Source organism: Lawsonibacter sp. LCP25S3_E2, assembly GCF_052117285.1.
Lineage (GTDB): Bacteria > Bacillota > Clostridia > Oscillospirales > Oscillospiraceae > Lawsonibacter.
The window spans coordinates 60019-86030 of the sequence record NZ_JBQKJL010000009.1 but is presented as its reverse complement, the minus strand read 5'-3'; the positions used below and the strand labels follow the sequence as shown (position 1 = coordinate 86030).

The window sequence follows — 26012 nt, the reverse complement described above, 5'->3', positions numbered from 1 at the left end:
CAAATTTTAAACCGATTGCATGGTCCGGTATCAGGCCTGATTTCCTTTGATCTGCAGGCTAAACACCGCCTCGCGCACCATGCTCTCCGCCTCCCGCAGCAAAGAAGAAAACCGGCCTGCATACAAATAGTCCTCCCCTGGCTTGGAGTAGCAGCGCAGGATCTCCATATCCAGCAGCAGAGGCTGGGAGGTTACAGGAATGACTGTCTGCACCGCCTCCCCGATTTCCAGCGCCCGTGGGCAGTAGAATGCCAGACCGCCGCAGCTCAGGTCCTTGCTGATGATGGGGACCCGCCCCTTCCAGCTTCCCGACCTGGGATAGAGGTAGCTGACAAAGCGCACCGGAATGCGCAGGTTTCTCCGCAGAGACTGCTCCAGCCGGCGCAGAGGCTCCAGCACGATCACATTGCCCTCCCGCTGGACAATCCGCGCTTCCAGGGCTGGCACCGCATCGGAGTTGCCCACCAGGCGGAGATTGGTGTGCTTGGCCACCTCCTCAAGGTCGCCGTCATCAACGACCATCCGCCACTTGGCCTCCTTAGGGTCGTAGTCCGAGACGCCGTGGGCTACGGCGTTTCCCCGGCTGTCCAGGATCAAATACTTATAGGCCATATGCTCTCCTCCCCTGGATTATGGCTCCGGCTTTTGCTCCAGGGCCTGCCGGTCCCGGCGAAATTTTTCCGGATCCTTGGGATCGAAATTTAAAAAGTAGAGGTAAATATCTACCACCGCGTGGTACAGCTCCTCCGGGATCTCCCGCCCCAGCTCCATCTGGGTGAGGACGGTAGCCAGGGAGGAATCCTCGTAGACGGGCACCCCACTGTCCTCGGCCACCTCTACGATCTTCTCAGCCAGATGGCCCATACCGGATGCCACGATGATAGGAGCTCCGTCCTCCGGACGGTATTGCAGGGCTGCCGCCCGCTGAGAATCAGACTTTGACATTGACGCCCCGCTTCCCTTCAAACAGATTTGGGAACACCTCGGTGAGTGCCAGAGGATTCTCCAGCTTGGTCACCTGGATGTTCTTGCCTTTGAGCTGATGCCGCTCCAAAATGGTTCCCATATCCCGTGCGATGGAGGCGCTGTTCACCGACACCGCGTCCGGCCCGTAGATATGCAGCTCCACCTGGTCCTGCCGGGCCGCCAGGGTAATCTCCAAAAAGCCCAAAGACTCCAGATCCAGCTTGAACAAAAACTGCACCTTGTCCCCTGAGGGGTTCTCCTTGCTGGGCTCCTCCTCCGCGTCCGGGTCTACCCACAGCTCGGAGTACATCATCTTGCCGTCCCACTCCACCGGGAAAAGCATGTGGTTAAGAGGCATATACACGCTCTCATGCACCAGCAGGGAACGTACGATCTCTGCAAAGGACTCTTTGGCATCGCTGCCGTAAACCCCCTTCAGGGCCTGGGCGGCAGCGCGGGCCAGTTCATTGGCAAAGGAGCTGTCCGAAGCTCTGGTGAACTGATTGTCCTGCAGCAGCTTCAGGATGGCGCTGTCGTCCAGCTTGTTGAGGCCGGCCAGCATCTCACTGTACCCCTGCATTTGACGAAACGCCATCAGCAGCGGCTCCTGGGCTCCGTTTTCGTACCGGGCAGTGTTCAGCACAAGCAGGTTCAACAGGGCCCGCAGGGGGCCCAAATCGTGGGCCCGCTCCACATACCGGCCCAAATAGGGGATGATCTGCTGCTGAAGCAGGGCCAGATTTTCTCCCCTGGTCCCCGCCTGCAGACCATTCTCCAGCTGGGCGGTCATCTGCTCCAGCTGGCCCCGCCAGCTCTGAGGCAGGTAGTCGGGCATCTGTTTGAGCAGGCTGAGCAGATTTTTCCCAATGTGGCCCGTGGCGGAAAAGTCGATATACCGCCGGGCAAACTCCAAAACCGCCTGTTTGGCCTGGTCGCTGCTGAGCTGCCCGTAGGCCTGTCTCAGCAGGGAGAACAGCGCCCCGGAGAAGCGGTTGCCTCCCTGGACCTGCTCCATAAACATCTTCTGAAAACCTTCCTCATCCAGCCGCAGCATCCGCAAAAGCTGTGACATCTCCTGGGCCACCCCCGCCTGCAGGCCGGGGGTAACGATCATCCCCCGCATGATGAGGATGGTCTTGGCCAGGGCTTGGGTAAGCTCCGGGGTCTGCCGCAGCTGCTCCAGGAAGGTCTGTAAATTCGAATCGTAACGTAATACGTCCGACTGCAGGGCGTCGTTGGATCCCTGCTGGTCGGTTCGGCTGTCCGCCCGGCCCACACGGGTGGGGTCGGGCACATTCTGGACCTGAGTCTCACCAGCCCGCGAAGGAGTCAGTGGGGTACGGTTACTGTTGGCACTGTCATAGCCGGGGACGCGGTTGGTCGCGCCCAAAAGATCTGCCATATATGCTCCACCTCTTGCTTACTGAGCGAAGGGACCGGGCAAATCCCCCCGCATCCCAGGATAATTTCAGAATAGCTCTTAATTTTTAGGGTATTTCAGTCGATAAACAGATATGAAGTCCAACGCCAAGGAAGGAGCGTGCCGCTTATGAGCGCCGGCAGCGATAGTATTTTAGATGCCTTTTTGTACGAGACCAATACCCTGCTTGAACAGCTGGACAGCATTGTGCTGGCTTCGGAACAGCAGGACAGTTTTTCTCAGGAGGACATCAACACCATCTTCCGAATCATGCACACGGTCAAGGGTTCTTCCGCCATGATGGAGTATAACTCCCTGATGACCATTGCCCATCGGGCGGAGGATCTGTTTGCCATTATCCGGGATAAAACCATGGACGTAGTCCCGGAAGAACTTCGGCCCGAGCTGTTCGATCTTCTGTTTCAGACCATTGACTTTTTCCGTCAGGAGCTGGAACACATTGAAAATGGGCAGCCCCTTACTGAAGATATCGACACTCTGCTGCAAAAAGTTAATAGATTAATCGACCAAATTCACTCCGGCGGCCAGGCCCAGCCCCAGCAGACTTCCGCCGCAGAAGCCGCTGCTCCTGCCCCGGACGCTGCAAACCCTTCCATCGTCACCAGGGCCGGATTCCCCTATGTGCTTCAGATCTTCTTCGACGAGGGCTGCGGCATGGAGAACCTGCGGGCCTACATGCTGGTCTCCTCGGTAAAAGACCTGTTTGCCGAGGGAGATTTCACCTATGAGCCCCAGGGCGTAGATTCCGATCCCGCCACCGCCGACCAGATCGTGGAATCGGGCTTCCTGCTCTTCTTCCGCAACCAGGCCGACCGGGATGCCGCCGTCCATGCCGTCACCGCCTCTGGCTCGGTGCGCTCCTACCAGGCCATTGACCAGCCCGCTTCGGAGCCTCAGCCGGCAGCGGAGCCCGCTCCCGCCCCGGCCGCCGTGGAAGCGGCTCCGGCAGCGGAGAAAGCCCCGGCGCCTCAGAGCACACCTGCCAAGGTGTCTGCCGCCAGCGCCCCCCAAACGGCTGCCCCCCAGAAGGCAGAGGGGACCCACCATCACAAGGAGAGCCTGATCAGCGTCAACCTTGACAAGCTGGATCACCTGGCTGCAGTGGTGGGCGAGATCGTCATCACCGAGTCTATGGTCACCGCCTCCCCCGAGCTCAAGGGGCTTAAGCTGGATGCCTTCACCAAGTCTGCCCGGCAGCTGCGCAAGCTCACCGATGAGCTGCAGGACGTGTCCATGTCCCTGCGCATGGTGCCTGTCTCCGGCACTTTCCAGAAGATGAACCGGATCGTCCGGGACATGTGCAAAAAGCTGGGCAAGCAGGCCCGTCTGGTACTGGAGGGTGAGGACACCGAGGTGGACAAGACCATCGTGGACAGCATCGGCGATCCTATCATGCACATTGTGCGCAACTCTATGGACCATGGCATTGAGGAGACTGCCCAGCAGCGCATTGACGCGGGCAAGGACCCTGTGGGCACGATCATTCTCTCCGCCCGGCACACCGGCAGCGAAGTCATTATTGAAATTAAGGATGACGGCCAGGGTGTCAACTACGACGGGGTGCTCAACAAGGCCATCCGAAACGGCCTGGCCCAGCCCGATGTGGAGTATTCCCACAAGGACATTCTCAATTTCCTCATGGCCCCCGGCTTTTCCACCAACACCGAGGTCACCGAGTACTCCGGCCGCGGTGTGGGCATGGACGTGGTAAAGCGGAACGTGGAGGAGGTCGGCGGCACCGTCTTCATTACCAGCGAGCCCGGCAAGGGCATGACCACCACCCTGAAGATCCCCCTGACCATGGCCATCATGGACGGCATGGAGGTCTCGGTGGGCGGCTCCATCTTCACCATTCCCATCCACAACATCCGCCAGTCCTTTAAAATCTCCGACAGCGACCTCATTCGGGACGCCGCAGGAGGCGAGATGTTTAAGTGCATGGGTAACTTCTACCCTGTCATCCGCATGAAGGACCTCTATCAGATGGACTCCGGCGCCACCCGTATTGAGGACGGTATCCTCATCTGGTTGGATGCGGGCGAGCACTCCTACTGTCTGTTTGTGGATGAACTGCTGGGCGAACAGCAGGTAGTGGTCAAACCCCTTCCCTCCTACCTCAACCGCTTTAATATCAAGTCCAGTGGCATCTCAGGCTGCACCATTCTGGGCGACGGCAACATCAGCATCATTCTGGACGTGTCCAATCTGTGCACCTACGCCCTGTAAAGGAGAGGATAGAAGATGAATCAAAAGGAAGTTTTGCTCCTTGCCGACCAGCCTGACCAGCTGGAGAACGGAGCGGTCACGTCTTTGACAGAAAAATACCTGTTGTTTACGTCTGGGGATCTGCTTTTCGGCGTCCCGGCAGAGTCGGTGGCCGAGATCATTACCGGCCATACCATCACCAAGCTGCCCCTGGTCCCCAGCTATATTCGGGGAATCATCAATCTGCGCGGCCAGATCATTCCCATTGTGGACATTCGCCACCTGCTCAATCACGGGGACTGCGAAAGTGACTGCATGATGATTCTGCGCTCCGATGACACCCAGGTGGGCATTCTGGTGGATCAGGTGCAAAAAATGGTGGATATTGATGTGTCCACCCTGCTGCCCGTTCCCCCTCAGAGTTCCAACGAGCTGGTGTGCGGCATGTGCTCTCTGGAGGACGGCCAGACCATGCTGGCCTTTGACTGCGCCCACCTGATGGAGCACTCCTAAGGGAGGCAAACATCCATGGATATGATATTTCACGATCTGGCCATCTCGGATGCAGATTTTCAGCAGCTGGTCCAATTCATCCACAAAAACTACGGCATCGACCTGAGCAAAAAGCGTCAGCTGATTACCAGCCGCCTCTCCCACTCCCTAAAAGCCAAGGGGTACAAGGATTTCCGGTCCTTTTTGGACCACCTGTTCACCAGCAAGGATCCCCAGGACCTGGAGCTGGTGCTCAACAAGCTGACCACCAACTACACCTATTTTCTGCGGGAAAAGGATCACTTTACCTTCTTCCAGAACACCATTTTGCCGGAGTTGGAAAAGCGCCACAGTCGGGATAAGGTTCTTTCTATCTGGAGTGCCGGCTGCTCCAGCGGGGAGGAGCCCTATACTCTGTCCATCTATCTCAAGGAGTACTTCGGCCCTCAGGCCAGCCAGTGGGACACCCGTATTCTGGCCACCGACATTTCCCAGCAGGCCATGGCCAAGGCCAAGGCCGGGGTCTATCAGCCCCCGGCAGACATGCCCAACGAGTGGCTCAGGCGCTACTTCGTCCCCAGCAAGACTCATCCGGGCGACTACACTGTGGCTCCGGTTATTCGGAACAATGTGATCTTCCGCACCTTTAACCTGATGAATCCCATCCAGTTCCGGCTGAAATTTGATGTGATTTTCTGCCGCAACGTGATGATATATTTTGATCAGAGCACGCGGGACGCGTTGGTGCAGCGTTTTTACAACGCCATGAATCCCAACGCTTACCTGTTCATCAGCCATTCAGAATCTCTGGGGCACACCCCACTGTTTCAAATGGTCGCCCCTGCTGTCTATCGCAAGAACAGCGCGCCTGCCCGCTCTTAGGAAGGAGCAGACCCCCGTATGATACCCTCTCAGCAAAAAATCCGAGTGCTGGTTGTGGACGATTCCGCGGTAGCCCGGACGTTTCTTATAAAAGGTCTTTCCGCCTATCCCAATATCGAAGTGGTAGGCTATGCGATCAACGCTCTGGATGCTCAAGCCAAGATTGCCCGGCTCAATCCGGATGTGATGACCTTGGATGTGGAAATGCCGGGCACCAACGGCATTGACTTTCTCAAGCAGCTGCTGCCGGGCCGTCCCCTGCCGGTCATTCTGGTCTCCAGCTTGAACCTGCGGGTTTTTGATGCCCTGGCCGCCGGAGCGGTAGACTTTGTACGCAAACCCGACGGAGTCGAAAGCCGGGAGGCTTTTCTCCGGGCACTGTCTCAGAAGATCGTGGTGGCCTCCCGTGCCAAAGTTCCATCCTGCGGCCGCGCTGCCGCCAAACAGTCTGCCCCAGTGGCCCCCGCCGCTGCTCTGGGCCGGGGCAGCGGTGTGGTTGATCTGGATCGCACCATCATCGGTCTGGGCGCTTCCACCGGCGGCACTGAGGCCACATTGGAGGTCCTCAAGCGCCTGCCTGCCGACATCCCCGGCATGGTCATTGTTCAGCACATGCCCAAAGGCTTTACCGGCATGTACGCCGAGCGGCTCAACAAGCTGTGCGCCATGGAAGTGCGGGAGGCCAAAAACGGCGACGAGATCCGCCGGGGTCTGGCACTCATTGCCCCTGCCGACCTCCAGGCTCGGGTGGTGCGTATGGGCTCCCGGTACACGTTGGCCTGTCAGCCCGGCGATAAGGTCAGCGGCCACCGCCCCTCGGTGGATGCCTTATTTACCTCCATGGCCTCTCAGATCAAATGCCACATGGTAGGCATCATTATGACTGGCATGGGCCGGGACGGCGCCAGCGGTCTGCTGGAAATGCGCAAAGCCGGGGCCTACACCATTGGCCAGGACAAGGACTCCTCGGTAGTCTATGGCATGCCCGGCGTGGCCCAGGATATTGGGGCCGTGATGATCCAGGCCTCCTGCGAGAATATTGCTGCTGTGCTCATGCAGCATTTAAAAACCGGAAAATAAAAAAAGATTCCTGTTTCAAAAGTGAAACAGGAATCTTTTTTTGCCCCGTTGCATACCAGTTTAACTCAGCGCATCCTCCAGCCATTTGCGGGAACGTTCCCGCTCCAGCTTCAACTCTTCGCGAATTTTATCATAATCCAACGGCTTTAAACATTCTGTCAAAAATGCTTCGGTGAGTTGTGTGCTAATATGGTTGCCAGCATCTCCTAATTTACTTAAAGTCGTAAACCGGTCTGACACAGCATGGGGGATCGCCGCAAATTTTTTCTTGAAAAACATAGAAAAACAAGTGGCATGGAAGGAATCCGTAATGATAAATTCCGCATGTTTAATATAATACAGCCAATCTTCCACAGTAATATTTTTCCGCATGTTTTCAAACTCAAAGGCATGGCGCAGGTCATCTCTTGTCTCCCAGTTCGCCTGCGTCGCACTGATGATCTTTATGCCGCCCAGGCGCTTTTGGATTTCTTTGCGAAACTCCATAAACTGTTCATTCGGGAAGAAAATATAGGAAAAAATAAACGGCTCTTTTTCTTCGCGCTTCGAACGCTCGGCCAGTTCCTCGTATTCTTTCACGTCCAGCAGGAACACAGGGTCCAATACGAAGTCCGCATCCACACCATATTGCTTTTTACAAACGTCCACACCAAAGCGTTCCCGTACCCCAATTTTTTCGAAGCGTTTGTAGAACGGCGCATATTCCTCTGCCGGGGGAATAAACTCTCTGGCCCCAAAGGAAGCTCCGTAAGCAATTTTACGAATCCCATCTCCCGCGAAATCCAGCTGGAAATATTTCAATCCTTCCTGGAAGAAGCGGCGATTCCACACCTGGTCCGAGCCGACTACCAACGTACTGCAGCACTGCTCAATAATCTTCGGAGCATTGGCAGGGAAATAATCCGAGCTGCATACATAGTTCTCTTTTGCAAACGCAAGGAACCGCCCAGGCGGAGAAGTTACCGCATTGTCTATGGCGAGAACTGAATGGTTTTTTGCCAGCGTTTTATAAAGCGCATAATTGGTCAGTGCATTTCCGTGATTCGGTCCCCAGAACAAAACAAGGCCAATATCAAAATGCAGCATCCGATAGGCACGTACCAATACATCGGACAAAACGGCAGGGTTTTCCCGCCACGCTTTGAAAAAGAGATCGCGAAATTTGGGCTTTGCGACGCTGGTTCGGATGGAGGGATTTGCAGCACAGAGTACTTCCTTACTCTCCCGCCCAAATTCTCTTGTTTTTTTCAGATAACCTTCGATTCTACGGTACAGGCGTTTCCCCTTTTCCGTATTGGCGGTCAGATAAGAGGAACCCTTTCCATCTTCAAACGCGGGATTCAACGCCTGAATACCCCAAAAGTCAGCCACAGTTAAATCGCTGTATTTCATCCCCTTAAACTGGCAATGATAGCAGCTTTCCCGCAAAATCCAATCTGACTGGAAACAAACCATATACCAATCGCTCTGTCCTGTCAGGTTGGTCTGTCCAGATTCCGTTTGGATGTACAAACTTGCCTTCCATCCAAACAGTTCCTTTTTACGGAAATTCACTTCGGTAATCGGTCCGCCCCGCTGTCTAAACTCTTCCAAATAATGGGCAAATACACCGGGAGACGGAACCCCGTGGCAGACTACGTCCATCGTATACAGGTTGTCATACTCTCTTCCCAAAAAGGCAGACAGGCCCGCCACCTGGCAGGCAGTACCGGTAAACAGCACAACCTTTCCTTCCTGCAGAAGCTGCTCCACTTTGGGATAGACCTCCGCAGTACGGCTTTGCACATACTTGGACGTCTGCATAGCCCGGATGTCCTCAGGGCGGTTGCTGACAATATGATGGACTTCAAAGTTTGGATCAAACACCGCGCCGGCCACATAGCCCCCGTCCTCCAGAATCACCTGGGCCAGCAGCGGAAACACCCCGCCGGAAGACGCTTTCATGCGCACGTCGTCTGCCGCCTGCAGCGCATAGCAGGCAGTGGGTACGGGGACAGAGGGCAGCTCCCGCTGAGTGGGGCACACCTTCAGACACAGGCCGCACCGAGTACAAAGGCTATTGTCCACCTTGGGATACAAAAAGCCCTCCTCATTCAGTTCCATGGAGATCGCACCGGTGGGGCACTTCCCCTGGCAGCTGCCACAGCCCACGCAGTCCACCACTCCGGAGACATCTGGTGTCTCTGCCGTCACGATCTCCCGCTGGGGATATTTTTGGGCCTGATAGTCGGCTATACAGCGCTGGTACATGGGGTGTTCCGCTAAAATGGACAGATAACCTTCCGTCGCTTCCCAGGCATCGGCGTCATCGATATCCCCTAAAAGCCGCTCCAGCACCTCATCTCCCACTCCCGACTGCTCCAGGGGCGCTAAAAACTCGCTCATAAAGTAGCAGCGGGACACCAGCGCCTGGGGTGTATGAAGCTGAGGCGGCTCGATTTCCACCATTTTTGTGTGGCTGTACTTGGCAGGCGTATTCAGCGCCAGGCGCAGGAGAAATTCCTCCTCCACCATGTCAGTCAAATCCTCGTCAAAGGTTCCCAAGCGGCGCAGCTGTTCCCGTGTCATCACCACGGACTGAAGGGAAACTCCCCACTCTGTTATTAGGTCGAGGAAAATCTCTCCCTCTGTCTTAAAGTCGGGCCAGTCCTTGGGCGGCAAGCACCCCTCTCTTCCCCGGATTCCTGCCCTGGTGTAACACCAGCCGGGCTTAAACGAACCCCCCAGGGTACGCACAGCCACGGACAGCCAGGTGGGATACACCACGGCCCCGGCCCGGAGGAAAACCACATACTCCCCCCGAATCAGCCGGGCGGCCGCGTTGAGGCACGCCCCCCTGCTCCACCCCGCCGGCAGGGCAAGGTACTGCAGCTGCTCACACGCTCCCATGGGACAGGCGGGGACGTTGGAGGGGCCCAGACGTTCCACCACAATAATTTCTGTCTGCTTATAGTTCTGGCACAGCAGGCTGTCCAGCGTAAGCGCCAGCTTGTGTTCGTCACCATCGGATAGCACAACAACGCTGACCATATCCATAGTGAAGTCCTCCTTCCGGTTTATATGGGAGCGGGCAGGCTTTCTTCCGTCCAGCCTGTTTCTCCGCTCACTCCAGCAGATGGGCTACCTTCCGGTAAGCATCACTCTGTTTCAGGGCAAGCACCGCCGGATCGTCCGGGGCATACTGGGCTAGGACGGTTTGCACCTTCCGTGCCAGCTCCTCCAGCTGGATCTGCGCAGCCGACTTGGGCGGATTCTGACGCAGAAAATCCACCATCTTCTTCATGGCCGGGGCAGCCTTCAGCGCCTGACGCAGGGCACGGACCCAGCCCAACTCATCTCCGCTCTCCCAGGCCGTCTTCCCCTTCAGCAGCTGCAGCGCATACTGGTGCATGCCAGGCAGGGCGTTCCAGTCCTCCTCGCTCTCCAGCAAGGCGGAACTGTAATAGTTGGGCAGATAGTCTGCCGCTAAATCGAGAAACAGCTTACACAGCCGATGGGCACGTTTGTCATCGCGCCAATCCTCCGCCCGCAGGGCCGCCATGGTCAAGTCAAACTGGAACTGGAACCGGGACATGGAGACAGTAAAGTCACAGTAATCCATCCAGTCCAGCAGTGTGTCAATAAACTCCGGTTTCTTGGGGTCTGCCAGGGCGGCGGCGGTGTCCCGGTTGCTCTCTCCCTTACGGCGGTAGAAGGAGTCCGGCAGAGGGATCATCAGCTCCACCGCCCGGCAGATGGCTCGGGCGGGCACCATATCCCACTCCTCCATCTGCTCCACCAGGGCCTGTCCCTCCTCTGCGTCGGCGTCCATGAGCCGGGCGGCCCAACCCAGCTCGCAGGGAACCTCCCGGAAGAGGTGCCACCGGCCCTCCAGCCAGTGTTCGGCCTCCTCTCCCTCTTCCGGCTTTTCCCGAAACCGGTCGTTGAGCATCAACAGCCAGTTGTTCCGCTTCTCCCGGCGGCGCTTTTCCGCCTTATTGTCCTCTTCCTCCGGTGCGGTAAGGATGGGGGGCAGCACCTGGGCCATCCGCGCCTGGGCCTGGGGATTGTCCCGCAGGCAGTCCATGGCCTCCAGGTAGGTCAGGGAGGCGGCCAGATCCAGTTCCTTCGCCTCCAGGGGCAGAAGCAGCTCTAGGGCCTCCTCCTCCCGGCCCAGCTGGCCCAGGCATTCCGCCTTGACACACAGAATGCGCCGCCGATCCTCCTCCCCAAAGAGATTAAGGGAAGATGCGCTGGTTTCCCGCAGCAAGGTAAGCCGCTGCCGGCTCCACTTCTCCTGGTCCTTAAGGTAGCGGTCCGCCCAACTCAGCGCGGTCTCATACTCTCTCTCATTTCGAAAGTATAGCGCCGCGCAAAAGGCCACATCCACCTGGAAATAGGCGCTCCGGGCCATGTGCTCCTCGGTCCAGGCCAGCCAGGCGCGGGCCTGGGGCAGACGGTCCATCAGAGCCGTCTGCAGCGCCGTCCGGCACAGAGGCTGACCAAAAGGTGCCATGACCAACTCTGGCTGGGCCATAAAGCCGTCCATGGCCCGCTGGAGATAGCCCATGCACTCCTGAGGAAAGCAAACCGCAGACTCCACGCACTGATTCAGCCGCCGCAGGTTCCCCGGGTCCTTCTCCAGTTCCGCCCGGAGGAGCTTCATATTCCGTTCCGCCTTCTGTTTTGCCTGCTCCGGCTTCTGAAACGCATACCCGTCGTGATCGAGAATGGTCTTGCCTAAAATTTTTGTATCCGCATTGGCCGGCAACATCCAGCTCTCGTGGATGGAACCCTCGTAACGCAGGCCACTGTCCATCCACAGCATGCGCGGGGCAGGAAAGTCACTGTACCGCCCTTCCATGTCCACATCCCGGTAGTTGCGCTGAATGACAAAGGCCATCAGCAAATTTTTGGGGCGCTTCGCCCACAGGAACTCTTTGATCTCCCTCAGGTCCGGAACCAGATACTCATCCGCGTCCACCGTCAGATACCACTTGCCCGTGCAGCGGTCCATCACCGCGTTCCGGGCCTGGGAAAAATCTCCCGTCCATGGAAAGTCAAAGCAAACGTCAGCGTACCGCTCGGCCACCTCTCGGGTACCGTCGGTAGAGCCGGTGTCGGCAATCACCAGCTGGCAGGGCACCGCATCCCGCAGGGGCTGGAGGGCCTGGAGACATTTCTCAATGCAGCGGATCTCATTTTTGACAATCATGCCGATTGAAAGCAACGGTCTTTCCATCATTCAAACACACCTTTTCCCTGAATTAAGTAGCCGGCACATATCCCGGCCCTCCCGATCACAGCGGGGCGAAGATATCTGGCGGCCGTTTTTGATTTAAAAAGGGGCCGGTTCCGAAGAACCGGCCCCTCGGTTTCCACCTGGCAGAGCACCGCTGGGCGTTCGCCCATTCCGTGCTTCGCATGTTAACGATTCAGGCTGCCTGTGCATGCAAGCAGCTTTCTCCGCTATGCGGCAAATCGTCTTACTGCAGCAGCTGCAGCACGCCCTGGGGCACCTGGTTGGCCTGAGCCAGCATGGCCTGAGCGGACTGCACCAGGATGTTGTTCTTGGTGTAGGCCATCATCTCGTCGGCCACGTCGGTGTCGCGGATGGTGGACTCAGCGTCCTGAATGTTCTCGGTCATGACGGACAGGTTGTTGATGGTGTGGTCCAGACGGTTCTGGGTGGCGCCCAGAGTACCACGGACAGAGGACACATCGTTGATGGCCTTCTTGATCACATCCACAGCGTCCTGAGCGCTCTTCTGGTCGCTGATCTTGATCTTATCCAGGCCCAGCTTCTTAGCGTGCATATCCTTGATGTCAACATCAAGCTGGTTGTACTTGTCGCTGGTGTCGCCGATCTGCAGGGTCAGGCTCTCGCCCGTCTTGGTAAAGGTAGCCTTTGCAGAAGTGCCTCCAATAGTGACATCCTTATCGAGGGCCGACACGGCCTTCTTCAGACTATCAAAGCCGGTGAAGGTGCCGACGGTAGCGGAAGCATTCTGGGTCACATAGGTATAAGTCTTGCCGTTAATGGTAACGCTGTCGCCCTTAGCCCAGCCAGACTTCAGGTTAATGGTGGTGCCGGCAGTAATGGCCTTGCCGCCAATGGTACCGGAAATCTTGCTGCCCAGATCCACAGTAGCGCCGCTCTCCATGGAGCCGTCCAGCAGGTTGATGCCGTTGAAGTTGGAGCTGTCGGCGATACGGTCGATCTCCTTGGTCAGCTCGGTAAACTCCTTCTGCAGGTTGTCACGGTCGGTCTGGTCGTCATAGGTGCCGTTGGCGGACTGGTCGGCCAGCTCCGCCATACGGTTGAGCATGTCGTGGACCTCGGTCAGGGCGCCCTCAGCGGTCTGCACCAGGGAGATACCGTCCTTGGCGTTCTTCTGAGCGGTCTCCAGGCCGGTGATCTGGGCACGCATCTTCTCGCTGATGGCCAGGCCAGCAGCGTCGTCGCCGGCGCGGTTGATCTTGTAGCCGGAAGACAGCTTCTCCAGGTTCTTGGACAGAGCGCTGGTGTTGTTGGAATAGTTGCGGTAGGCGTTCATAGCCATGATGTTGTGCTGAATACGCATAAAAAATTCCTCCTTGAAAATTTGGCTGGGGCAAGTTCCTTCTTGCCCTTGCTGTGTGTCCGTCCGCACCCGCAGGCCTTCCGGGGCATCGAAACACTGGTTAAGGGAGCAAGGCCGCGGCCTCAAATCCCTTCACTGGTCTTTTCGGCCACTTTTCCGGAAAATTAAGCCCCAGAATAAATTTTTTAAAAAAATTTTCCCCACCTGTCGATTAAGGCAGGTGGGGAAAGGAGGTTTGCTTCGTTATTCGTTCGTTCCGGTATGCCGTGGGGACTCCATCACGGTCTTGCAGGCCTGGATCACCTGGGCAATCACCTGGGACTCGAACTTGGCCCGGTACAGGCTGAGCATAGGGGTGGCGGCCATGTCCGCCAGCACCACATACTTGGGGGGCAGCTTGGTGAGGGCCAGGGCCCGTGCATCTGCCAGGCAGCGGGGACAGTCACACAAGCCAAACATTTTGACATACCGCTCCAGCCGCTCGTCCACCAAAATCTCCATCACATTCATACATACCGCCCCGTCAGGAAGCCGGGTCTGCCGGGGGGCGAAGGGCGCCTCCGGTTCGGAGATGGGTTCCGGCTCAGGCTCCGGAGCAGGGGAAGGCTCCGGTTCTGGCTCGGGTTCCGGTTCCTCGTTGGGGGCTGCCATGTTCCGCAGCAGCTGCTCAATCTCCTCCTGGCTCATCTTTCCTCCGCCGGAGGTGGCGGCAGGTTCCGGGGCAGGGGCGGGCTCCGGCTCGGGCTCGGGTTCCGCCTTAGGTGCTGCCATGTTCCGCAGCAGCTGCTCAATCTCCTCCTGGCTCATCTTTCCTCCGCCGGAGGTGGCGGCAGGTTCTGGGGCAGGGGCAGGTTCCGGCTCCGGCTCGGGCGCTGCCATGCTCCGCAGCAGCTGCTCAATCTCCTCCTGGCTCATCTTTCCTCCGCTGGAGGTGGGGGCAGGTTCTGGGGCAGGGGCAGGTTCCAGGTCCGGCTTGGGTTCCGGCTCCGGCTCGGGCGCTGCCATATTCCGCAGCAGCTGCTCAATCTCCTCCTGGCTCATCTTTCCTCCGCCGGAGGTAGAGGCAGGTTCCGGGGCAGGGGCGGGTTCCGGCTCGGGCTCCTCCTTCTTCGGGATGGGGGCCAGGATGGTCTCGGGCTGGGGTTCTGGCTCCGGCTGAGCCAATTCCTCCTCCAGGGCCTGGGACAGGGCGTCCCGGATAGTCTCAGACAGGGCCTCGTTGTTGATGCGGGCCACCTGTAGAATGGGGGCAGCCAACCGCTCCCCCTCCCGCCGTGCCGGCAGCGGTGCAATAATGGGCTCGTCCGTAGTTGGCTCCGTCTGGGCAGGCTTTTTTCGGCTGTTGGTGTTTTTGCGCTTCTTCGGCGGCGTCTGAGGAGCCTGCTGTGTATCCTGAGGCTTCTCCTCCGCCTGAGGGGCAGGCTGAGCAGCCTTGGGCGCGGAATCAGCCTCTTGGGGCTCTGGCTGGGCGGCCGGGGTGTGGGTCTCCTCCTGGCCGCCGCCGGAGAGCAGACTGAGCACATGGTCCGTCTTACTGGTGCGGCTGTTCTTCCTGGATGCCATCAGCCCCGTCCTCCTCTCTCAGCACGTGGGAAACGGGGCCCCGCCACTTGGTCACACAGCTGCTCAAAATCCCTGGCCGGCTTAGAAGTCGGAGCATAGTCTACCACGCTCAGGCCGTGGGCGGGGGCCTCTGCCACCGACACGCTGCCCCGGACCTTGGCATCAAAGACCACCGTGTCCAGCTGCTGGGCAATCTGGGCCGCCAGCTCCAACACCTCCCGGTTCAGGTTGAAGCGGGCGTTATACCGGTTGAGCAGGATCCCCAACACCTGCAGGCGGGAGTTGTAATACTCCTGCACGCTGTGGATGGTCTCCTTGATCTGAGAGACTCCCAACAGGCTGAGCACCTCGGGCGCCATGGGAATAATCAGCTTGTCCACCGCCACATAGGCATTGACGGTGAGCAGATTCAAAGCGGGCGGGGTATCGACAATGATAAAGTCATAGTCCTGTTCCACCTTGGACAGAGCTGTTTTCAGCATGAACTCTCGGCCGGGGCGGTTAAACTCCAGCTCCGCTCCCGCCAGCAGAATATTGGAGGGCAGCAGGTCGCAGGTCTCGGTATGGGAAATGGCCGCCTGGGGCTCCAGTTCCCCCCGAAACACATCGTAAATGGTGGCACAGCGCTCAATATCCAGCCCCAGGCTGAATCCCAGGCTGCCCTGGGGGTCCAGATCTACCCCCAGCACCCGTGCACCCCGGTTGTGCAGGCTGGCCAGCAGAGCCGCCGACGTGGTCGTCTTGCCCACGCCGCCCTTTTGATTGGTGACGGCGATCATAAATGCTGACATAGAGATCCTCCGTTTCTATCGGTCCGGCGGAGCGCTTTCCCTGTATATTTCCATAAAATTCATATAAAGAATTAGAAAAAGCAGGAAAGAGCACTTAATCTTTTGCCGCAGCGGACGATATATAATGATGAGAGAACATGCGGATACCTTCCTGGCCATTGTACTCAAAAGGCTATTTTTTGTCAACAAGACGCCTGCGGGGCACATGTTTACGGAACGTTTCTTCTCTTACGCTCAATTCTGATAGAAAGGGAGTGTGAAATTATGGCATCCATAAGTAGCCTGTCCAGTTCCAGCTCTTCCTCCAGTGTTTACGGAAACCGCACCTATAACATCATTTCCGGTTTGGCAAGCGGTATGGACACGGAAGAATTGATCTCCGGCGTGGTGCAGAGCTATCAGCAAAAGATTCAGTCCCTCCAGCAAAAAAACACCAAGCTTCAGTGGCAGCAGGAGGCCATCCAAAGTCTCTCCGACAAACTGGTGGAGTTTGACCGGAACTACTCCTCCTATATCTATTCCAATACTAACTTACTGAGCTCTAACTTCTTCAACAACGCCGTAAAAACCACTACCAACGGCACCTATGCCAATCTGGTCACTGCCTCCGGCAAGACCAGCAGCTCGGTGATACTGAACGCAGTGCGCCAGCTGGCCACCGCTGCCCGATACAGCGTCTCCGCCGATGATCTCAACGGCAGTGTGTCTACTGAGAATGGTGTCACAACCATCACCGGCGGCTCCATGAAGGTCAACGATGACGACACGGTAACCGTAAGTAATCTGGCCGGTTCCATGAGCTTCACCTACGGCACCAAGACCGTCTCCATTGATCTGGGCCAGCGGGAGCTTTTTACGGACGAGAACGGCAAGTTCAGCACCGATGCGCTTGAGAAAGCCATTACGGAAAAGCTCAGCGAGCAGCAGATCTCCACCAGCGGCAGCTCCGGCACCGCGGACAAGTACATTGGCGTGGAAGTCAAGGATGATGGCAACGGCAATATCTCCATCTCTGTCTCTGACAAGAAAAATGCGGGCAACAAGGTGAGCATCACCGGTGCCACGGGCGATCTGGGCGAGTTGGTAGGCGATCTGGGCGATGGAAAAAGTGAGGTCTCCCTGAAGCTTTCTGAGGGTGCAACCAGCGATATCTCTCTGGGCGAATTTCTTGCCGGTCAGACCCTTACGGTCTCCATGGACGGCAAGAGCAAGACCATCAGCCTGGATAAGTTCAAGGACATTTCCAAGGTTTCTGACTTTGAAGCCACCCTCAATGAGGAACTGAAGAACGCCTTTGGTACAGTAAAGAATGGCGACAACGTAGTGAACAAGGTCAGTGCCACCTTTGATAAAGACGGCATTTCCTTCACCATGGACCCGTCTGTGAAAAACTCCACCTTCTCCGTGACCGCTTCCACCTCTGATGTGGGGGATGTGCTGGGCATCGGCTCTGGGCTGACCAGCTATCTGGACACCAACAAAACCTTGGGTGAGCTGAACCTGGGGAAGGGTTTCAATTGGGAAAATGGCACCATTGTCAAAGGCAGCGGCGACAAGGCCATCGAGCAGAAGGATGAGGACGGTAAAATCATCGGCTACGTCGATGCGGACGGCAACGCGGTCAATGCCAACAACGAACGTCTGGGCAAGGACGGCAAGGTGCTGTACAGCTATGACCTCATCATCAACGATGTGAAAATCGGTTCCTATACACGGGACACCGAGATGAACACCATTATCAATGGCATCAACAACAATACTGAGGTCGGGGTGAACGTAACCTACTCCAAGACCTCCGGTGAGTTTGTGTTCACTGCCAAGGACACCGGCTCTGCCGGCCGGGTGGATATTAAAACCGGCGGTTTGGGCGCTGTTCTCTTCGGCGCCACTGTGCAGGAGGCGGAAGACCCCAACAACCAAAAACCTGCCACCAGCGACAAGACCGGCTCCTACGAGGCCGGCAAGGACGCGCTGATCAACGTCACCATCAATGGGCAGAACATGGAGTTGGTCCGCTCCTCCAACACCGTGGACCTGGACGGCATGAAGGTCACCGTCAGCGGTACCTTTAACGAAAAAGCCACCTTGGGCCAGGATGGAAAAACTATGGTGAACAAGGAAACCGGCGCTGACGACACGCAGACGGAAACCCCGGTCGACACCGTTTCCTTTACCAGCAAAACCGATGCGGACACCATTGTGGACGCGGTAAAAAAGATGGTGGAGGACCTGAACACCATCATCAAAGAGGTCAAGAGCGCCTACTCCGACATGCCCCTGCAGAAATCTGACGGTTCTTCCTATGCTCCCCTCACCGACGAGGACATGGAGGACATGAGTGAGTCGGCCATTGAGAACTATGAAGAGAAAGCCAAAACCGGCATCCTCTTCATGGACAGGGACCTGTCCTCTCTGTATAACAACCTGCGCAGCGCCATCTCTGCCAGCGGAGCGGATGGAGCTACCCTTCGCTCCATTGGCATCAGCACCTCCTACTCCGACGGCCTGACCACCCTCACCTTTGATGAGAAGGCCTTCCGGGAGGCTCTGGAGAGCGACCCGGACAAGGTGCAGGAGGCTTTCACCAAGTCCAAGGAGGACGGTGCAGCCACCGATGGCCTGATGACCACTCTGAAATCCATCACCGACCGCTACGCCGCCACCACCGGCGACCCCAAGGGTATTCTCATCGAGAAGGCCGGCTCCAAGTACTCTCCCACCGCCGCTCTGGACAACACCATTCTCAACCAGATGAATGATGTGGAGAAGGAGATCTCCAAGTGGCAGGAGAAGATGTCCAATCAAGTGGACTACTACACCAACAAATTCACTCAGCTGGAGCTGCTGATGAACCAGATGAACTCCCAGAGTTCGGCTCTGGCCGGCCTCATGGGCGGCTAACGTCTGGAACGGAAAGGAACGCACCTTTTATGGATATGCGAGGTTACCAGCACTATCGGGAGGATTCTATCAACACGATGACCTCCGGCGAGCTGCTGCTGCTGGTCTATGATGAGCTGGTCAAGCGTCTGACCCAGGCGGAGCTGGCTCTGGCGAAAGAGGACTATCCCACCTTTGAGTCGGCGGTAGACCGCGCCGTTCAGATTATCCACTACCTGGACGACACACTGGACCGGCAATACGAGATCAGCCAGCAGCTCACCCGCCTGTATGAGTTCTTCTGCTATGAACTCAGCCGGGTAAAAAGCGGCCGGAACAAAACCGAACTGGAGCGGGTCAAGCGCATGGTCAGCGAGCTGCGGGAGAGTTTCCGCACCGCTGACAAAAACACCTCGACCCGATAAGGAGGCCACCATGATCAGGGATCAGGATTACGCCGCCTCCACCGCAATCCAGCGCAAGATGTACACCTCCCTTAACGAGGTGATCGAGCTCACCGATGAGCTGTCTCAGGCGGTGAGCCGTCAGGACCAGGTTTCGGTGCGGATGTTCCTCTCCATGCGCTTGGAGGAAATTCAGCGGCTCACCAGCTACCAGGCCATGCTCAACCGGCAGTGCGCACAGCTTTCGCCGGAGGATGCCAAACTGCTCACCCAGCTCAATTCCGGTCTTTTTTCCGGCCAGGCCCCTACCCCCGCCGCACAGGCCCTGCTCAAGCAGGCCCAGCGCAACCGGACGGTTCTGGAGCGGGTTCGCCAGGCAGATCAGGCGGTCAGCAGTCGCCTGGGCGGTTCCCATTCCTTTTACAGCAAGAAACGGAAATAGCGCAAAAAAACGCCCCCTGCCGTCTTAACATCGACAGGGGGCACTCCCCGTTTCATCCGCCGCCCAGGGCATCAAAGCACCAAAGGGGTGCGCCGTCCGTGCGGCTGGCGGACAGTTCATCCAAAATAAGCTGAGGCTCCCACAGGGCCAGGCTGCGTTCCCGGCTATTGGGGTCGGCTACCAGCACCTGTCCGGTGAGGGTCGCCCCCCGGAGCACGATAAAGTGCCCCCCCGTGGTAAAGTGCCCTGGTCCCATCAGGGCCACCATCACCTGGCCTGTGGCCAACCTCTGGCACAGTTCCTCTGGGGAAATCTCACCGCAGGACTGAGCGGTCAGCCCGAAGTGCTGGGCCATTCCCTCCACTATGGACAGATAGGAACCGCTGCCCGGAGCACAGTAGCCCTGCTGGGCCGCAAGCTGTGCCATCGCAGCCGGGTCCACCACCTGGCCGCTCAGGGTGGAGACCACCATGGACATGGCGGTGGGGCCGCAGCCAAAGCCCTCCATCCGATCCGGGCCGAAGGCCGAGCTGGCCCAGGGCTCCTCACTCTGATTGAAGTAGGCCAGCTCCACCACTCCGCCAGTGAGCACCTCCTGCCCCAGGCGGGAGGAAAATTGGGTGATTTCCGGGTCCTGGACCAGACTTTCCAGGTCCTCCTGGGGTTCCTGGATCTCCTGGCTGACCAGGGCAGCCTGCTGTTGCTGCTCCTGCTGCCGGCGGCTCTCCGCGGCGCTTTGCACCTGCCGGGCCAGGTCCTGTCCCCGCGCCCACACCCCGTGGGCCAGCTGAACAACCGGCTGGGTGATGCGCTGAAATAGGGCCGGTTCCATAACCCGGCACACGGCCAGCTCCACTCCGGCCACACACACCAGGGCCAGCAGGAACACCCCCAGCACATACCTGTATTTCTTTTTTGGCCTTTTTCCCCCACTCAACCTTCTCATGCCACCTTTTTGTGTCGTGAACGTGATTATAGCAAATTTTTTCGTGTTTGTATACAAGGAGCAATCAATCTATGGCACTGATTTGTTTGGAAGGGGCCGGTAAGGACTACACCCAAACTGCCGATCAGCGGGTAGTACACGCTATCCGCTCGGTGGATCTCACCATTGAGCAGGGGGAGTTCGTTTTTATTACCGGCAGCAGCGGCGCGGGAAAGAGCACCCTGCTGCAGCTCATCGCCTACGAGACCCAGCCCTCTCAGGGAAAGGTCTGTTTGGATGGTGTCAATGTCAACCGCCTGTCCCAGCGCCAGCGCCAAAACCGACGCCTGCGTTTTGGTTATGTCCCCCAGTTCCCTTCCCTCATCCGGAAGCGGACCATTCAGGAAAACCTGTCCACTGTCGCTCTGTTGGGGCGGGACCGGATCCAGATGGCTCCCGATAAGCGGGTGCAGAAGGCACTGAACATGGTGGGCATGGGCAATGCCGCCGACCGCTATCCTGTGGAGCTGTCCATGGGAGAGTGCCGCCGGGTAGAGCTGGCTCGGGCCATCATCAACAATCCGGACATTTTAGTGCTGGATGAGCTCACGGCCAATCTGGATGAGGACACTGCCTGGGATATGTTCTTGTTCTTATCAGAACTCAATCACCATGGTGTCACTGTCATCATGGCGTCCCATGCGAAAAAATTTGTGAACCTTATGCGCCGCCGTGTCATTACCCTGGTGGACGGAGCCATTCTGGGTGACGTACAAAAGGGCCGCTACGGCGACGTGGTCTAAGTCTTTGTTCCACAGCATCCCGTCTGAATCTTCAGTCAGGATTTTATTATAGCAACAAAAAATGATAGCAATCGGGAGGAACCACACAATGAGAAACAAACGAGTCGGAACCAAAATGTTGATTTCCGTGGGCATCACGCTGCTGCTGTCCCTGTTGTTGATCGTCCTTTCTATTCGGACGATCAGCAGCACCCGCAACAGCTACGATGATATCCTGGACAGTCAGGTGGATGTGACCAGCTCCGTGCAGGAGAGTGAAATCCTGGTCAACTCTATTGCCCGCCAGCTGCGTGACATGGCCCTGTTCGGTTACAGCGCTTCCACCATGGACCAGATCGAGTCTTCCGTCACAGCGCTGGATAACACCATGAAGGATATCCAGTCGCACGATCTGGGCACTGACCTCAACAGCCTGTCCAACCAGTATATCCAGGAGATCCAGGATTGGGAGTCTGTTTTTGCAGACATCTCCCAGGCCCTTCAGACCGGCGACTCCGCCCAGGCCAATCAGCTGATCCAGAACCAGTGCTCTCCCAAGCTCAATCAGGCGGTTTCCACCGGTGAGACCCTGATCGCCCAGCTGGACGATTTGAGCCTCCAGCAGATTGGTGCGCTGCAAAGCCGTACCACCCGTGACATCGTGATTCTGATCGTCATCGTGGTAATCAGCTTTGTTGTGGGCCTGTCCCTGAACATGTATGTGGTACGTTCCATCGTGGTTCCTCTGCGCAAGACCGAGGAAGCTGTGGTGGCCTTCAGCCAGGGCAACCTGTCCTATGCTCTGGACTATGAAGCCAAGGATGAGATCGGCGGCATCTGCAACGCCGTGCGTACCTCCCAGCAGGTGCTGCACAATGCCATCGAGGACATTGTTTCTGTGACCAAGCATCTGGCCGACGGCGATCTGTCCTGCTCTGTCAGCCAGGACTACCCCGGTGAGCTCTCCCCCATCAAGGAGAACATTGAGTATCTGCTGGAGCAGCTGAATGACACCATGGGCAGCATCCTGCAGGCCGCCGATCAGGTGGCTGCCGGCGCCGACCAGGTGTCTACCGGCTCCCAGGCCCTGGCCCAGGGCTCTACCGAGCAGGCCAGCGCCGTGGAGGAGCTGTCCGCCACCATTAACGACCTGGACAACTCTGCCCAGGAAAACCGCAAGACTGCCCAGACCGCTAAGGAGCGGGCCGACCAGGCCGCGGAGCAGGTGCGCATCAGCAACGACCGCATGCAGGAGATGCGCAAGGCCATGGGCGAGATCCTGTCCGGGCAGAAGGACATCGGCAAGATCATCGAGACCATCGAGAATATCGCCTTCCAGACCAACATCCTGGCCCTCAACGCCGCCGTAGAGGCCGCCCGTGCGGGCAGCGCCGGCAAGGGCTTTGCTGTTGTGGCCGACGAAGTGCGCAACCTGGCCTCCAAGTCTGACCACGCGGCCAAGCAGACCAAAAAGCTCATCGAGTCCTCCCTGGCCGCGGTGGAGCACGGCGGCGAGCTGGCCGAAGATGTGGATGCCAACATGAAGAAGACGGTGGAGTATGCCGGCGTGGCCATCGAGTACATGGATAAGCTGGCCGAGAACACCATCTCCGAGGCCGAAGCCATTGAGCAGCTGACGGTTGGCGTGGACCAGATCTCCAGCGTGGTGCAGACCAACTCCGCCACCAGCGAGGAGTCCGCTGCCGCCAGTGAGGAGCTGTCCTCTCAGGCTGTCATGATGAAGCAGATGGTCCAGCGGTTCCGTCTGAAGGGAGCCTCTAACTTCTCCTACGAGCCCGACCATACCGACTCTGCCGCTTCTATCCCCGCAATGAGCACCTCGGCGGATGAAAATCGTTTCAGCAAGTATTAAGTTCGGGCAGAGCGCCCGTCGTTCAGGAAAGGAGTTGGCGATCTGATGTCAGATACCACACGGCCCCCAACCGTACAAAGCCAGGACCTGATCTACGCACTGGACATTGGAACCCGGAGCGTTATCGGGCTGCTGGCCAAAACAGTGGAGGACAAGGTTCAGGTTCTGGCGATGGAAAAGCTTCTCCATACCCACCGTGCCATGATGGACGGTCAGATTGAAGACATCGCCCAGGTGGCCGCCGCAGTACACACGGTTACCGCCCGTCTGGAACAGCAGGCCGGCTGTAAACTGGAACGGGCCTATGTTGCCGCCGCCGGGCGGGCTCTGCGCACGGAGCAGGGTCACGCCCTGCGGGAGCTGTCTGCCCCCGAGCCCATTACCGAGGCCCTGATTGCCCAGCTGGAGGCTGCCGCAGTGGCTGAGGCTGAGCAGGCCATCCGGGAGGAGGGCGACTCCGGCCAGCAGCTTCTGCTGGTGGGCTACACTGCCACCCAGTACACGCTGGACGGCTACCCCCTGGCCACCCTTCTGGGCCACACCGGCCGCCGGCTGGAGGCCCAGTTGGTGGCTACCTTCCTGCCCAGCGGCGTGGTAGACAGCCTGTACGCCGTGATGCGTCAGGCAGGGCTGGAGGTAGCCAGTCTCACTTTGGAGCCCATTGCCGCTCTGAACGCCGCCATTCCCGCCGATCTGCGCCTTTTAAACCTGTGTCTGGTGGACATTGGGGCTGGCACTTCGGATATTGCCGTGTGCCGGGAAGGCAGCGTGGTGGGTTACACCATGGCCACGGTGGCCGGAGACGAGATCACTGAGGCCCTTATGAAGGAATACCTGGTGGACTACGCCACCGCGGAGCGGATGAAATCCCAGCTGGGCGAAACGGATACCCTGGCCTTTACCGACATTTTAGGACAGGAGCAGACCTGTACCTGTCAGCAAGCCCAGTCTGCTCTGGAACCTGCCGCCCAGCTGCTGGCCAAGGAGATCGCCCATCAGGTGGTCAACCTGAACGGTGCCGCCCCCTCTGCCCTGTTTCTGGCTGGCGGCGGCAGCAAGCTGGCCGGCCTGCGGGAAAAGGTAGCCGACGCCCTGGGTATGGACCCCAGACGGGTGTCGGTAGCAGGCGGCCACTTTAAGACTTCCGCTTTCTCTGATGTCCTCTCCCTGGAGGACCCGGAGCTCACCACCCCCCTGGGCATTGCCGTGTCGTCTGGCCTGGGGCTCATCAACGACAGCTGCCAGGTCACTCTTAACGGCACTCGGGCCAAGCTCTTCCGCAGCGGCGATTTGTCCGCCATGGATCTGCTGATGATGAACGGGTATTCCTACTTTGACCTGCTGGGCAAAACGGGAAAGCCCCTGGTTCTTCAGGTGGACGGCCGCCGGACCATTTACCACGGTCAGCCTGCCAAACCAGCCCAGCTGCATATCAACGGCCAGGAGGCCCAGCCCTCTGCTCTGGTCCATGCCGGCGACGTGGTAGATTTTGTCCCCGCTCAGGCTGGGGCGGACTGCCGTCTCACCGCCGCCCAGTTGGCCAAGCGCCTGGACGCTGCAGCTATTTTAGTCAACGGCGTTCGTCCCGACCCAGACCAGGAGGTGCCCTCCGGGGCCTTTGTGGTGGTGGTCCAGGGCGACGAGCCCCCTGCTCCCCCGGTCCCGGCCCCAGCTGCTCCGGCGGTGCCAGCCCCTCCGCCCCAGCGGGCAGCCGCCATGCCGGTCTTTCTCAACGGAAAGCCCATCATCCTGCCCGCCAAGCCGGACGGCGCTCCCTATTATGTGATGGATCTTCTGGAACGCACCGATATTGATTTTCAGCATCTCCAACGGCCGGTGACCCTGCGGCTCAACGGTGGGGAATGCCTGTTCCAGCAGGTGCTTCAGGCCGGGGATCAGGTCAGCATTGGCTATGAGGACGAGGTGAACAATCCGTGAAGCAACTGATCAAGGCGGCAGCACCCCTTCTGGCTGTGCTGCTGCTCTCCTCTTGCGGCGGCTCCAAAGAACCGCCGCAGGAGTATACTTTAGAGGAGGAGACCATTCCCTCCCTTACCGCGCTGGTTTCCCTGGAAAATGTGCAGTTTGAGGAGAAGACTGGTGAAGGCGACACGCTCACCTACGTTTATTCCGGCCTTTCGAACGGCGGTGAGATCGCCAAAGAGTACACCCAGGCCCTGAAATCGGATCAGAAGTGCACCATTGCTTCCGACTCAGAAACCAGCGCCGCCCCAGACTTTACCGCCTCCTCCGGCCAGGCTTTGGCCGCCAGGGAACTTGAGGACAGCGAACAGTTGTTTTTGCTGACCATCCAGTGGGAGGAGACCTCCTGTTCCGTCACCCCCTCCCTGGCCGACGCGGACGCTATGCCCCCGTCCATGGAAGATCAATCCATCACACTGGATGATGCCGCAGCCCTCCTGGAGGCCATGTCCCCCTCCCAGCTGGGATTGGCCGGCAGTTCTATGTCCGAGTACTTGGTCTACCCTCAGGAAGGTACCGTCTTTTTGGATGACCAGCCCTGCCTGCTGCTGAACGTCTATGCAGCCGCCGACCACCAGTACCAGGGCAGCTATCTGCTTACAGTCCCTGCTCTGCAGGTGTACACGCTGGACCGGGCCACCGGAGAAGCCTCCCCTATATCATAAAATGAAACGGCCGGTCTTCCGGCCGTTTCCCACCTTTTTCCATTCTGTACGCTCTCCGGAGCAAGCGGGAGGGGC

The 26012-nt window shown here is 58.1% G+C and carries 20 protein-coding genes; 11 read left to right on the top strand and 9 right to left on the bottom strand.

Annotation, left to right across the window (positions count from 1 at the left end):
* Positions 1-30: 30 nt before the first annotated feature.
* The 3 genes from ACTQ3R_RS09685 to ACTQ3R_RS09675 are packed head-to-tail and all read right to left on the bottom strand — an operon-like array spanning position 31 to position 2368.
* Complete coding sequence (locus tag ACTQ3R_RS09685; RefSeq protein ID WP_441778928.1) at positions 31-612, bottom strand: PilZ domain-containing protein; 582 nt, start codon at positions 610-612, stop codon at positions 31-33.
* A gap of 18 nt (positions 613-630) precedes the next feature.
* Positions 631-945, bottom strand: coding sequence for an EscU/YscU/HrcU family type III secretion system export apparatus switch protein (locus tag ACTQ3R_RS09680; RefSeq protein WP_441778927.1), 315 nt, complete (start codon positions 943-945; stop codon positions 631-633).
* The gene (locus ACTQ3R_RS09675; protein ID WP_441778926.1) at positions 932-2368 is read right to left on the bottom strand and encodes a hypothetical protein; all 1437 of its coding nucleotides are present in this window, start codon (positions 2366-2368) and stop codon (positions 932-934) included. Before ACTQ3R_RS09675 ends, ACTQ3R_RS09680 begins: the two co-directional genes overlap by 14 nt.
* A gap of 147 nt (positions 2369-2515) precedes the next feature.
* On the opposite strand from ACTQ3R_RS09675, the gene ACTQ3R_RS09670 reads away from it, so the two are divergent.
* From ACTQ3R_RS09670 to ACTQ3R_RS09655, 4 genes are read left to right on the top strand one after another with little or no spacing between them, the layout of a single operon-like run.
* Positions 2516-4633, top strand: coding sequence for a chemotaxis protein CheW (locus ACTQ3R_RS09670; RefSeq protein ID WP_441778925.1), 2118 nt, complete (start codon positions 2516-2518; stop codon positions 4631-4633).
* A 15-nt stretch (positions 4634-4648) separates the two neighbouring features.
* Positions 4649-5125, top strand: coding sequence for a chemotaxis protein CheW (locus ACTQ3R_RS09665; protein WP_441778924.1), 477 nt, complete (start codon positions 4649-4651; stop codon positions 5123-5125).
* Positions 5126-5140: 15 nt separating this feature from the next.
* On the top strand, positions 5141-5986 hold the full coding sequence (locus ACTQ3R_RS09660; RefSeq protein ID WP_441778923.1) for a CheR family methyltransferase: 846 nt from the start codon (positions 5141-5143) through the stop codon (positions 5984-5986).
* Between the two features lie 18 nt (positions 5987-6004).
* Positions 6005-7066, top strand: coding sequence for a protein-glutamate methylesterase/protein-glutamine glutaminase (locus tag ACTQ3R_RS09655; RefSeq protein WP_441778922.1), 1062 nt, complete (start codon positions 6005-6007; stop codon positions 7064-7066).
* A 60-nt stretch (positions 7067-7126) separates the two neighbouring features.
* On the opposite strand, the gene ACTQ3R_RS09650 is transcribed toward ACTQ3R_RS09655, so the two are convergent.
* The 5 genes from ACTQ3R_RS09650 to ACTQ3R_RS09630 all read right to left on the bottom strand — a co-directional run bounded on the left by ACTQ3R_RS09650 (position 7127) and on the right by ACTQ3R_RS09630 (position 15983).
* Positions 7127-10102: a polysaccharide pyruvyl transferase family protein gene (locus tag ACTQ3R_RS09650; RefSeq protein ID WP_441778921.1), complete on the bottom strand. Its 2976-nt coding sequence runs from the start codon at positions 10100-10102 to the stop codon at positions 7127-7129.
* 67 nt (positions 10103-10169) lie between these two features.
* Positions 10170-12290, bottom strand: coding sequence for a glycosyltransferase (locus ACTQ3R_RS09645; protein ID WP_441778920.1), 2121 nt, complete (start codon positions 12288-12290; stop codon positions 10170-10172).
* 241 nt (positions 12291-12531) lie between these two features.
* Entirely contained in the window at positions 12532-13629 is a 1098-nt protein-coding gene (locus tag ACTQ3R_RS09640) for a flagellin N-terminal helical domain-containing protein (RefSeq protein ID WP_441778919.1), read from the bottom strand.
* 243 nt (positions 13630-13872) lie between these two features.
* A complete protein-coding gene (locus ACTQ3R_RS09635; protein ID WP_441778918.1) occupies positions 13873-15192 on the bottom strand; it encodes a late competence development ComFB family protein in 1320 nt (439 codons plus the stop codon).
* The gene (locus ACTQ3R_RS09630; RefSeq protein ID WP_441778917.1) at positions 15192-15983 is read right to left on the bottom strand and encodes a ParA family protein; all 792 of its coding nucleotides are present in this window, start codon (positions 15981-15983) and stop codon (positions 15192-15194) included. Before ACTQ3R_RS09630 ends, ACTQ3R_RS09635 begins: the two co-directional genes overlap by 1 nt.
* A 264-nt stretch (positions 15984-16247) precedes the next feature.
* Between ACTQ3R_RS09630 and fliD the strand changes: the two genes are divergently transcribed.
* The 3 genes from fliD to ACTQ3R_RS09615 are packed head-to-tail and all read left to right on the top strand — an operon-like array spanning position 16248 to position 19709.
* Entirely contained in the window at positions 16248-18884 is a 2637-nt protein-coding gene (gene fliD / locus ACTQ3R_RS09625; protein WP_441778916.1) for a flagellar filament capping protein FliD, read from the top strand.
* Positions 18885-18913: 29 nt separating this feature from the next.
* Positions 18914-19288, top strand: coding sequence for a flagellar export chaperone FliS (locus tag ACTQ3R_RS09620; protein ID WP_441778915.1), 375 nt, complete (start codon positions 18914-18916; stop codon positions 19286-19288).
* 10 nt (positions 19289-19298) lie between these two features.
* Positions 19299-19709 carry a hypothetical protein gene (locus ACTQ3R_RS09615; protein ID WP_441778914.1) on the top strand — a complete coding sequence of 137 codons (411 nt, stop codon included), beginning with the start codon at positions 19299-19301 and terminating at the stop codon, positions 19707-19709.
* Positions 19710-19761: 52 nt separating this feature from the next.
* Here the strand turns inward: ACTQ3R_RS09615 and ACTQ3R_RS09610 are convergent, their stop codons facing one another.
* On the bottom strand, positions 19762-20655 hold the full coding sequence (locus tag ACTQ3R_RS09610) for a C39 family peptidase (protein WP_441792696.1): 894 nt from the start codon (positions 20653-20655) through the stop codon (positions 19762-19764).
* A gap of 71 nt (positions 20656-20726) precedes the next feature.
* On the opposite strand from ACTQ3R_RS09610, the gene ACTQ3R_RS09605 reads away from it, so the two are divergent.
* The 4 genes from ACTQ3R_RS09605 to ACTQ3R_RS09590 all read left to right on the top strand — a co-directional run bounded on the left by ACTQ3R_RS09605 (position 20727) and on the right by ACTQ3R_RS09590 (position 25937).
* Positions 20727-21437: a cell division ATP-binding protein FtsE gene (locus tag ACTQ3R_RS09605; protein ID WP_441778912.1), complete on the top strand. Its 711-nt coding sequence runs from the start codon at positions 20727-20729 to the stop codon at positions 21435-21437.
* An 88-nt stretch (positions 21438-21525) separates the two neighbouring features.
* Positions 21526-23289, top strand: coding sequence for a methyl-accepting chemotaxis protein (locus ACTQ3R_RS09600; RefSeq protein WP_441778911.1), 1764 nt, complete (start codon positions 21526-21528; stop codon positions 23287-23289).
* Positions 23290-23334: 45 nt separating this feature from the next.
* The gene (locus ACTQ3R_RS09595) at positions 23335-25227 is read left to right on the top strand and encodes a cell division protein FtsA (RefSeq protein ID WP_441778910.1); all 1893 of its coding nucleotides are present in this window, start codon (positions 23335-23337) and stop codon (positions 25225-25227) included.
* Complete coding sequence (locus tag ACTQ3R_RS09590; RefSeq protein WP_441778909.1) at positions 25224-25937, top strand: hypothetical protein; 714 nt, start codon at positions 25224-25226, stop codon at positions 25935-25937. Before ACTQ3R_RS09595 ends, ACTQ3R_RS09590 begins: the two co-directional genes overlap by 4 nt.
* Positions 25938-26012: the final 75 nt, after the last annotated feature.

Excerpts from the sequence above, each read along its gene's own strand:
- ACTQ3R_RS09605 (WP_441778912.1), top strand. The coding sequence starts at position 20,727 with ATGGCACTGATTTGTTTGGAAGGGGCCGGTAAGGACTACACCCAAACT.
- ACTQ3R_RS09650 (WP_441778921.1), bottom strand. The coding sequence starts at position 10,102 with ATGGATATGGTCAGCGTTGTTGTGCTATCCGATGGTGACGAACACAAG.
- ACTQ3R_RS09670 (WP_441778925.1), top strand. The coding sequence starts at position 2,516 with ATGAGCGCCGGCAGCGATAGTATTTTAGATGCCTTTTTGTACGAGACC.
- ACTQ3R_RS09635 (WP_441778918.1), bottom strand. The coding sequence starts at position 15,192 with ATGGCATCCAGGAAGAACAGCCGCACCAGTAAGACGGACCATGTGCTC.
- ACTQ3R_RS09595 (WP_441778910.1), top strand. The coding sequence starts at position 23,335 with ATGTCAGATACCACACGGCCCCCAACCGTACAAAGCCAGGACCTGATC.
- ACTQ3R_RS09675 (WP_441778926.1), bottom strand. The coding sequence starts at position 2,368 with ATGGCAGATCTTTTGGGCGCGACCAACCGCGTCCCCGGCTATGACAGT.
- ACTQ3R_RS09615 (WP_441778914.1), top strand. The coding sequence starts at position 19,299 with ATGATCAGGGATCAGGATTACGCCGCCTCCACCGCAATCCAGCGCAAG.
- ACTQ3R_RS09610 (WP_441792696.1), bottom strand. The coding sequence starts at position 20,655 with ATGAGAAGGTTGAGTGGGGGAAAAAGGCCAAAAAAGAAATACAGGTAT.
- fliD (WP_441778916.1), top strand. The coding sequence starts at position 16,248 with ATGGCATCCATAAGTAGCCTGTCCAGTTCCAGCTCTTCCTCCAGTGTT.
- ACTQ3R_RS09640 (WP_441778919.1), bottom strand. The coding sequence starts at position 13,629 with ATGCGTATTCAGCACAACATCATGGCTATGAACGCCTACCGCAACTAT.
- ACTQ3R_RS09600 (WP_441778911.1), top strand. The coding sequence starts at position 21,526 with ATGAGAAACAAACGAGTCGGAACCAAAATGTTGATTTCCGTGGGCATC.
- ACTQ3R_RS09660 (WP_441778923.1), top strand. The coding sequence starts at position 5,141 with ATGGATATGATATTTCACGATCTGGCCATCTCGGATGCAGATTTTCAG.
- ACTQ3R_RS09655 (WP_441778922.1), top strand. The coding sequence starts at position 6,005 with ATGATACCCTCTCAGCAAAAAATCCGAGTGCTGGTTGTGGACGATTCC.
- ACTQ3R_RS09680 (WP_441778927.1), bottom strand. The coding sequence starts at position 945 with ATGTCAAAGTCTGATTCTCAGCGGGCGGCAGCCCTGCAATACCGTCCG.
- ACTQ3R_RS09620 (WP_441778915.1), top strand. The coding sequence starts at position 18,914 with ATGGATATGCGAGGTTACCAGCACTATCGGGAGGATTCTATCAACACG.
- ACTQ3R_RS09630 (WP_441778917.1), bottom strand. The coding sequence starts at position 15,983 with ATGTCAGCATTTATGATCGCCGTCACCAATCAAAAGGGCGGCGTGGGC.
- ACTQ3R_RS09645 (WP_441778920.1), bottom strand. The coding sequence starts at position 12,290 with ATGATGGAAAGACCGTTGCTTTCAATCGGCATGATTGTCAAAAATGAG.
- ACTQ3R_RS09665 (WP_441778924.1), top strand. The coding sequence starts at position 4,649 with ATGAATCAAAAGGAAGTTTTGCTCCTTGCCGACCAGCCTGACCAGCTG.
- ACTQ3R_RS09685 (WP_441778928.1), bottom strand. The coding sequence starts at position 612 with ATGGCCTATAAGTATTTGATCCTGGACAGCCGGGGAAACGCCGTAGCC.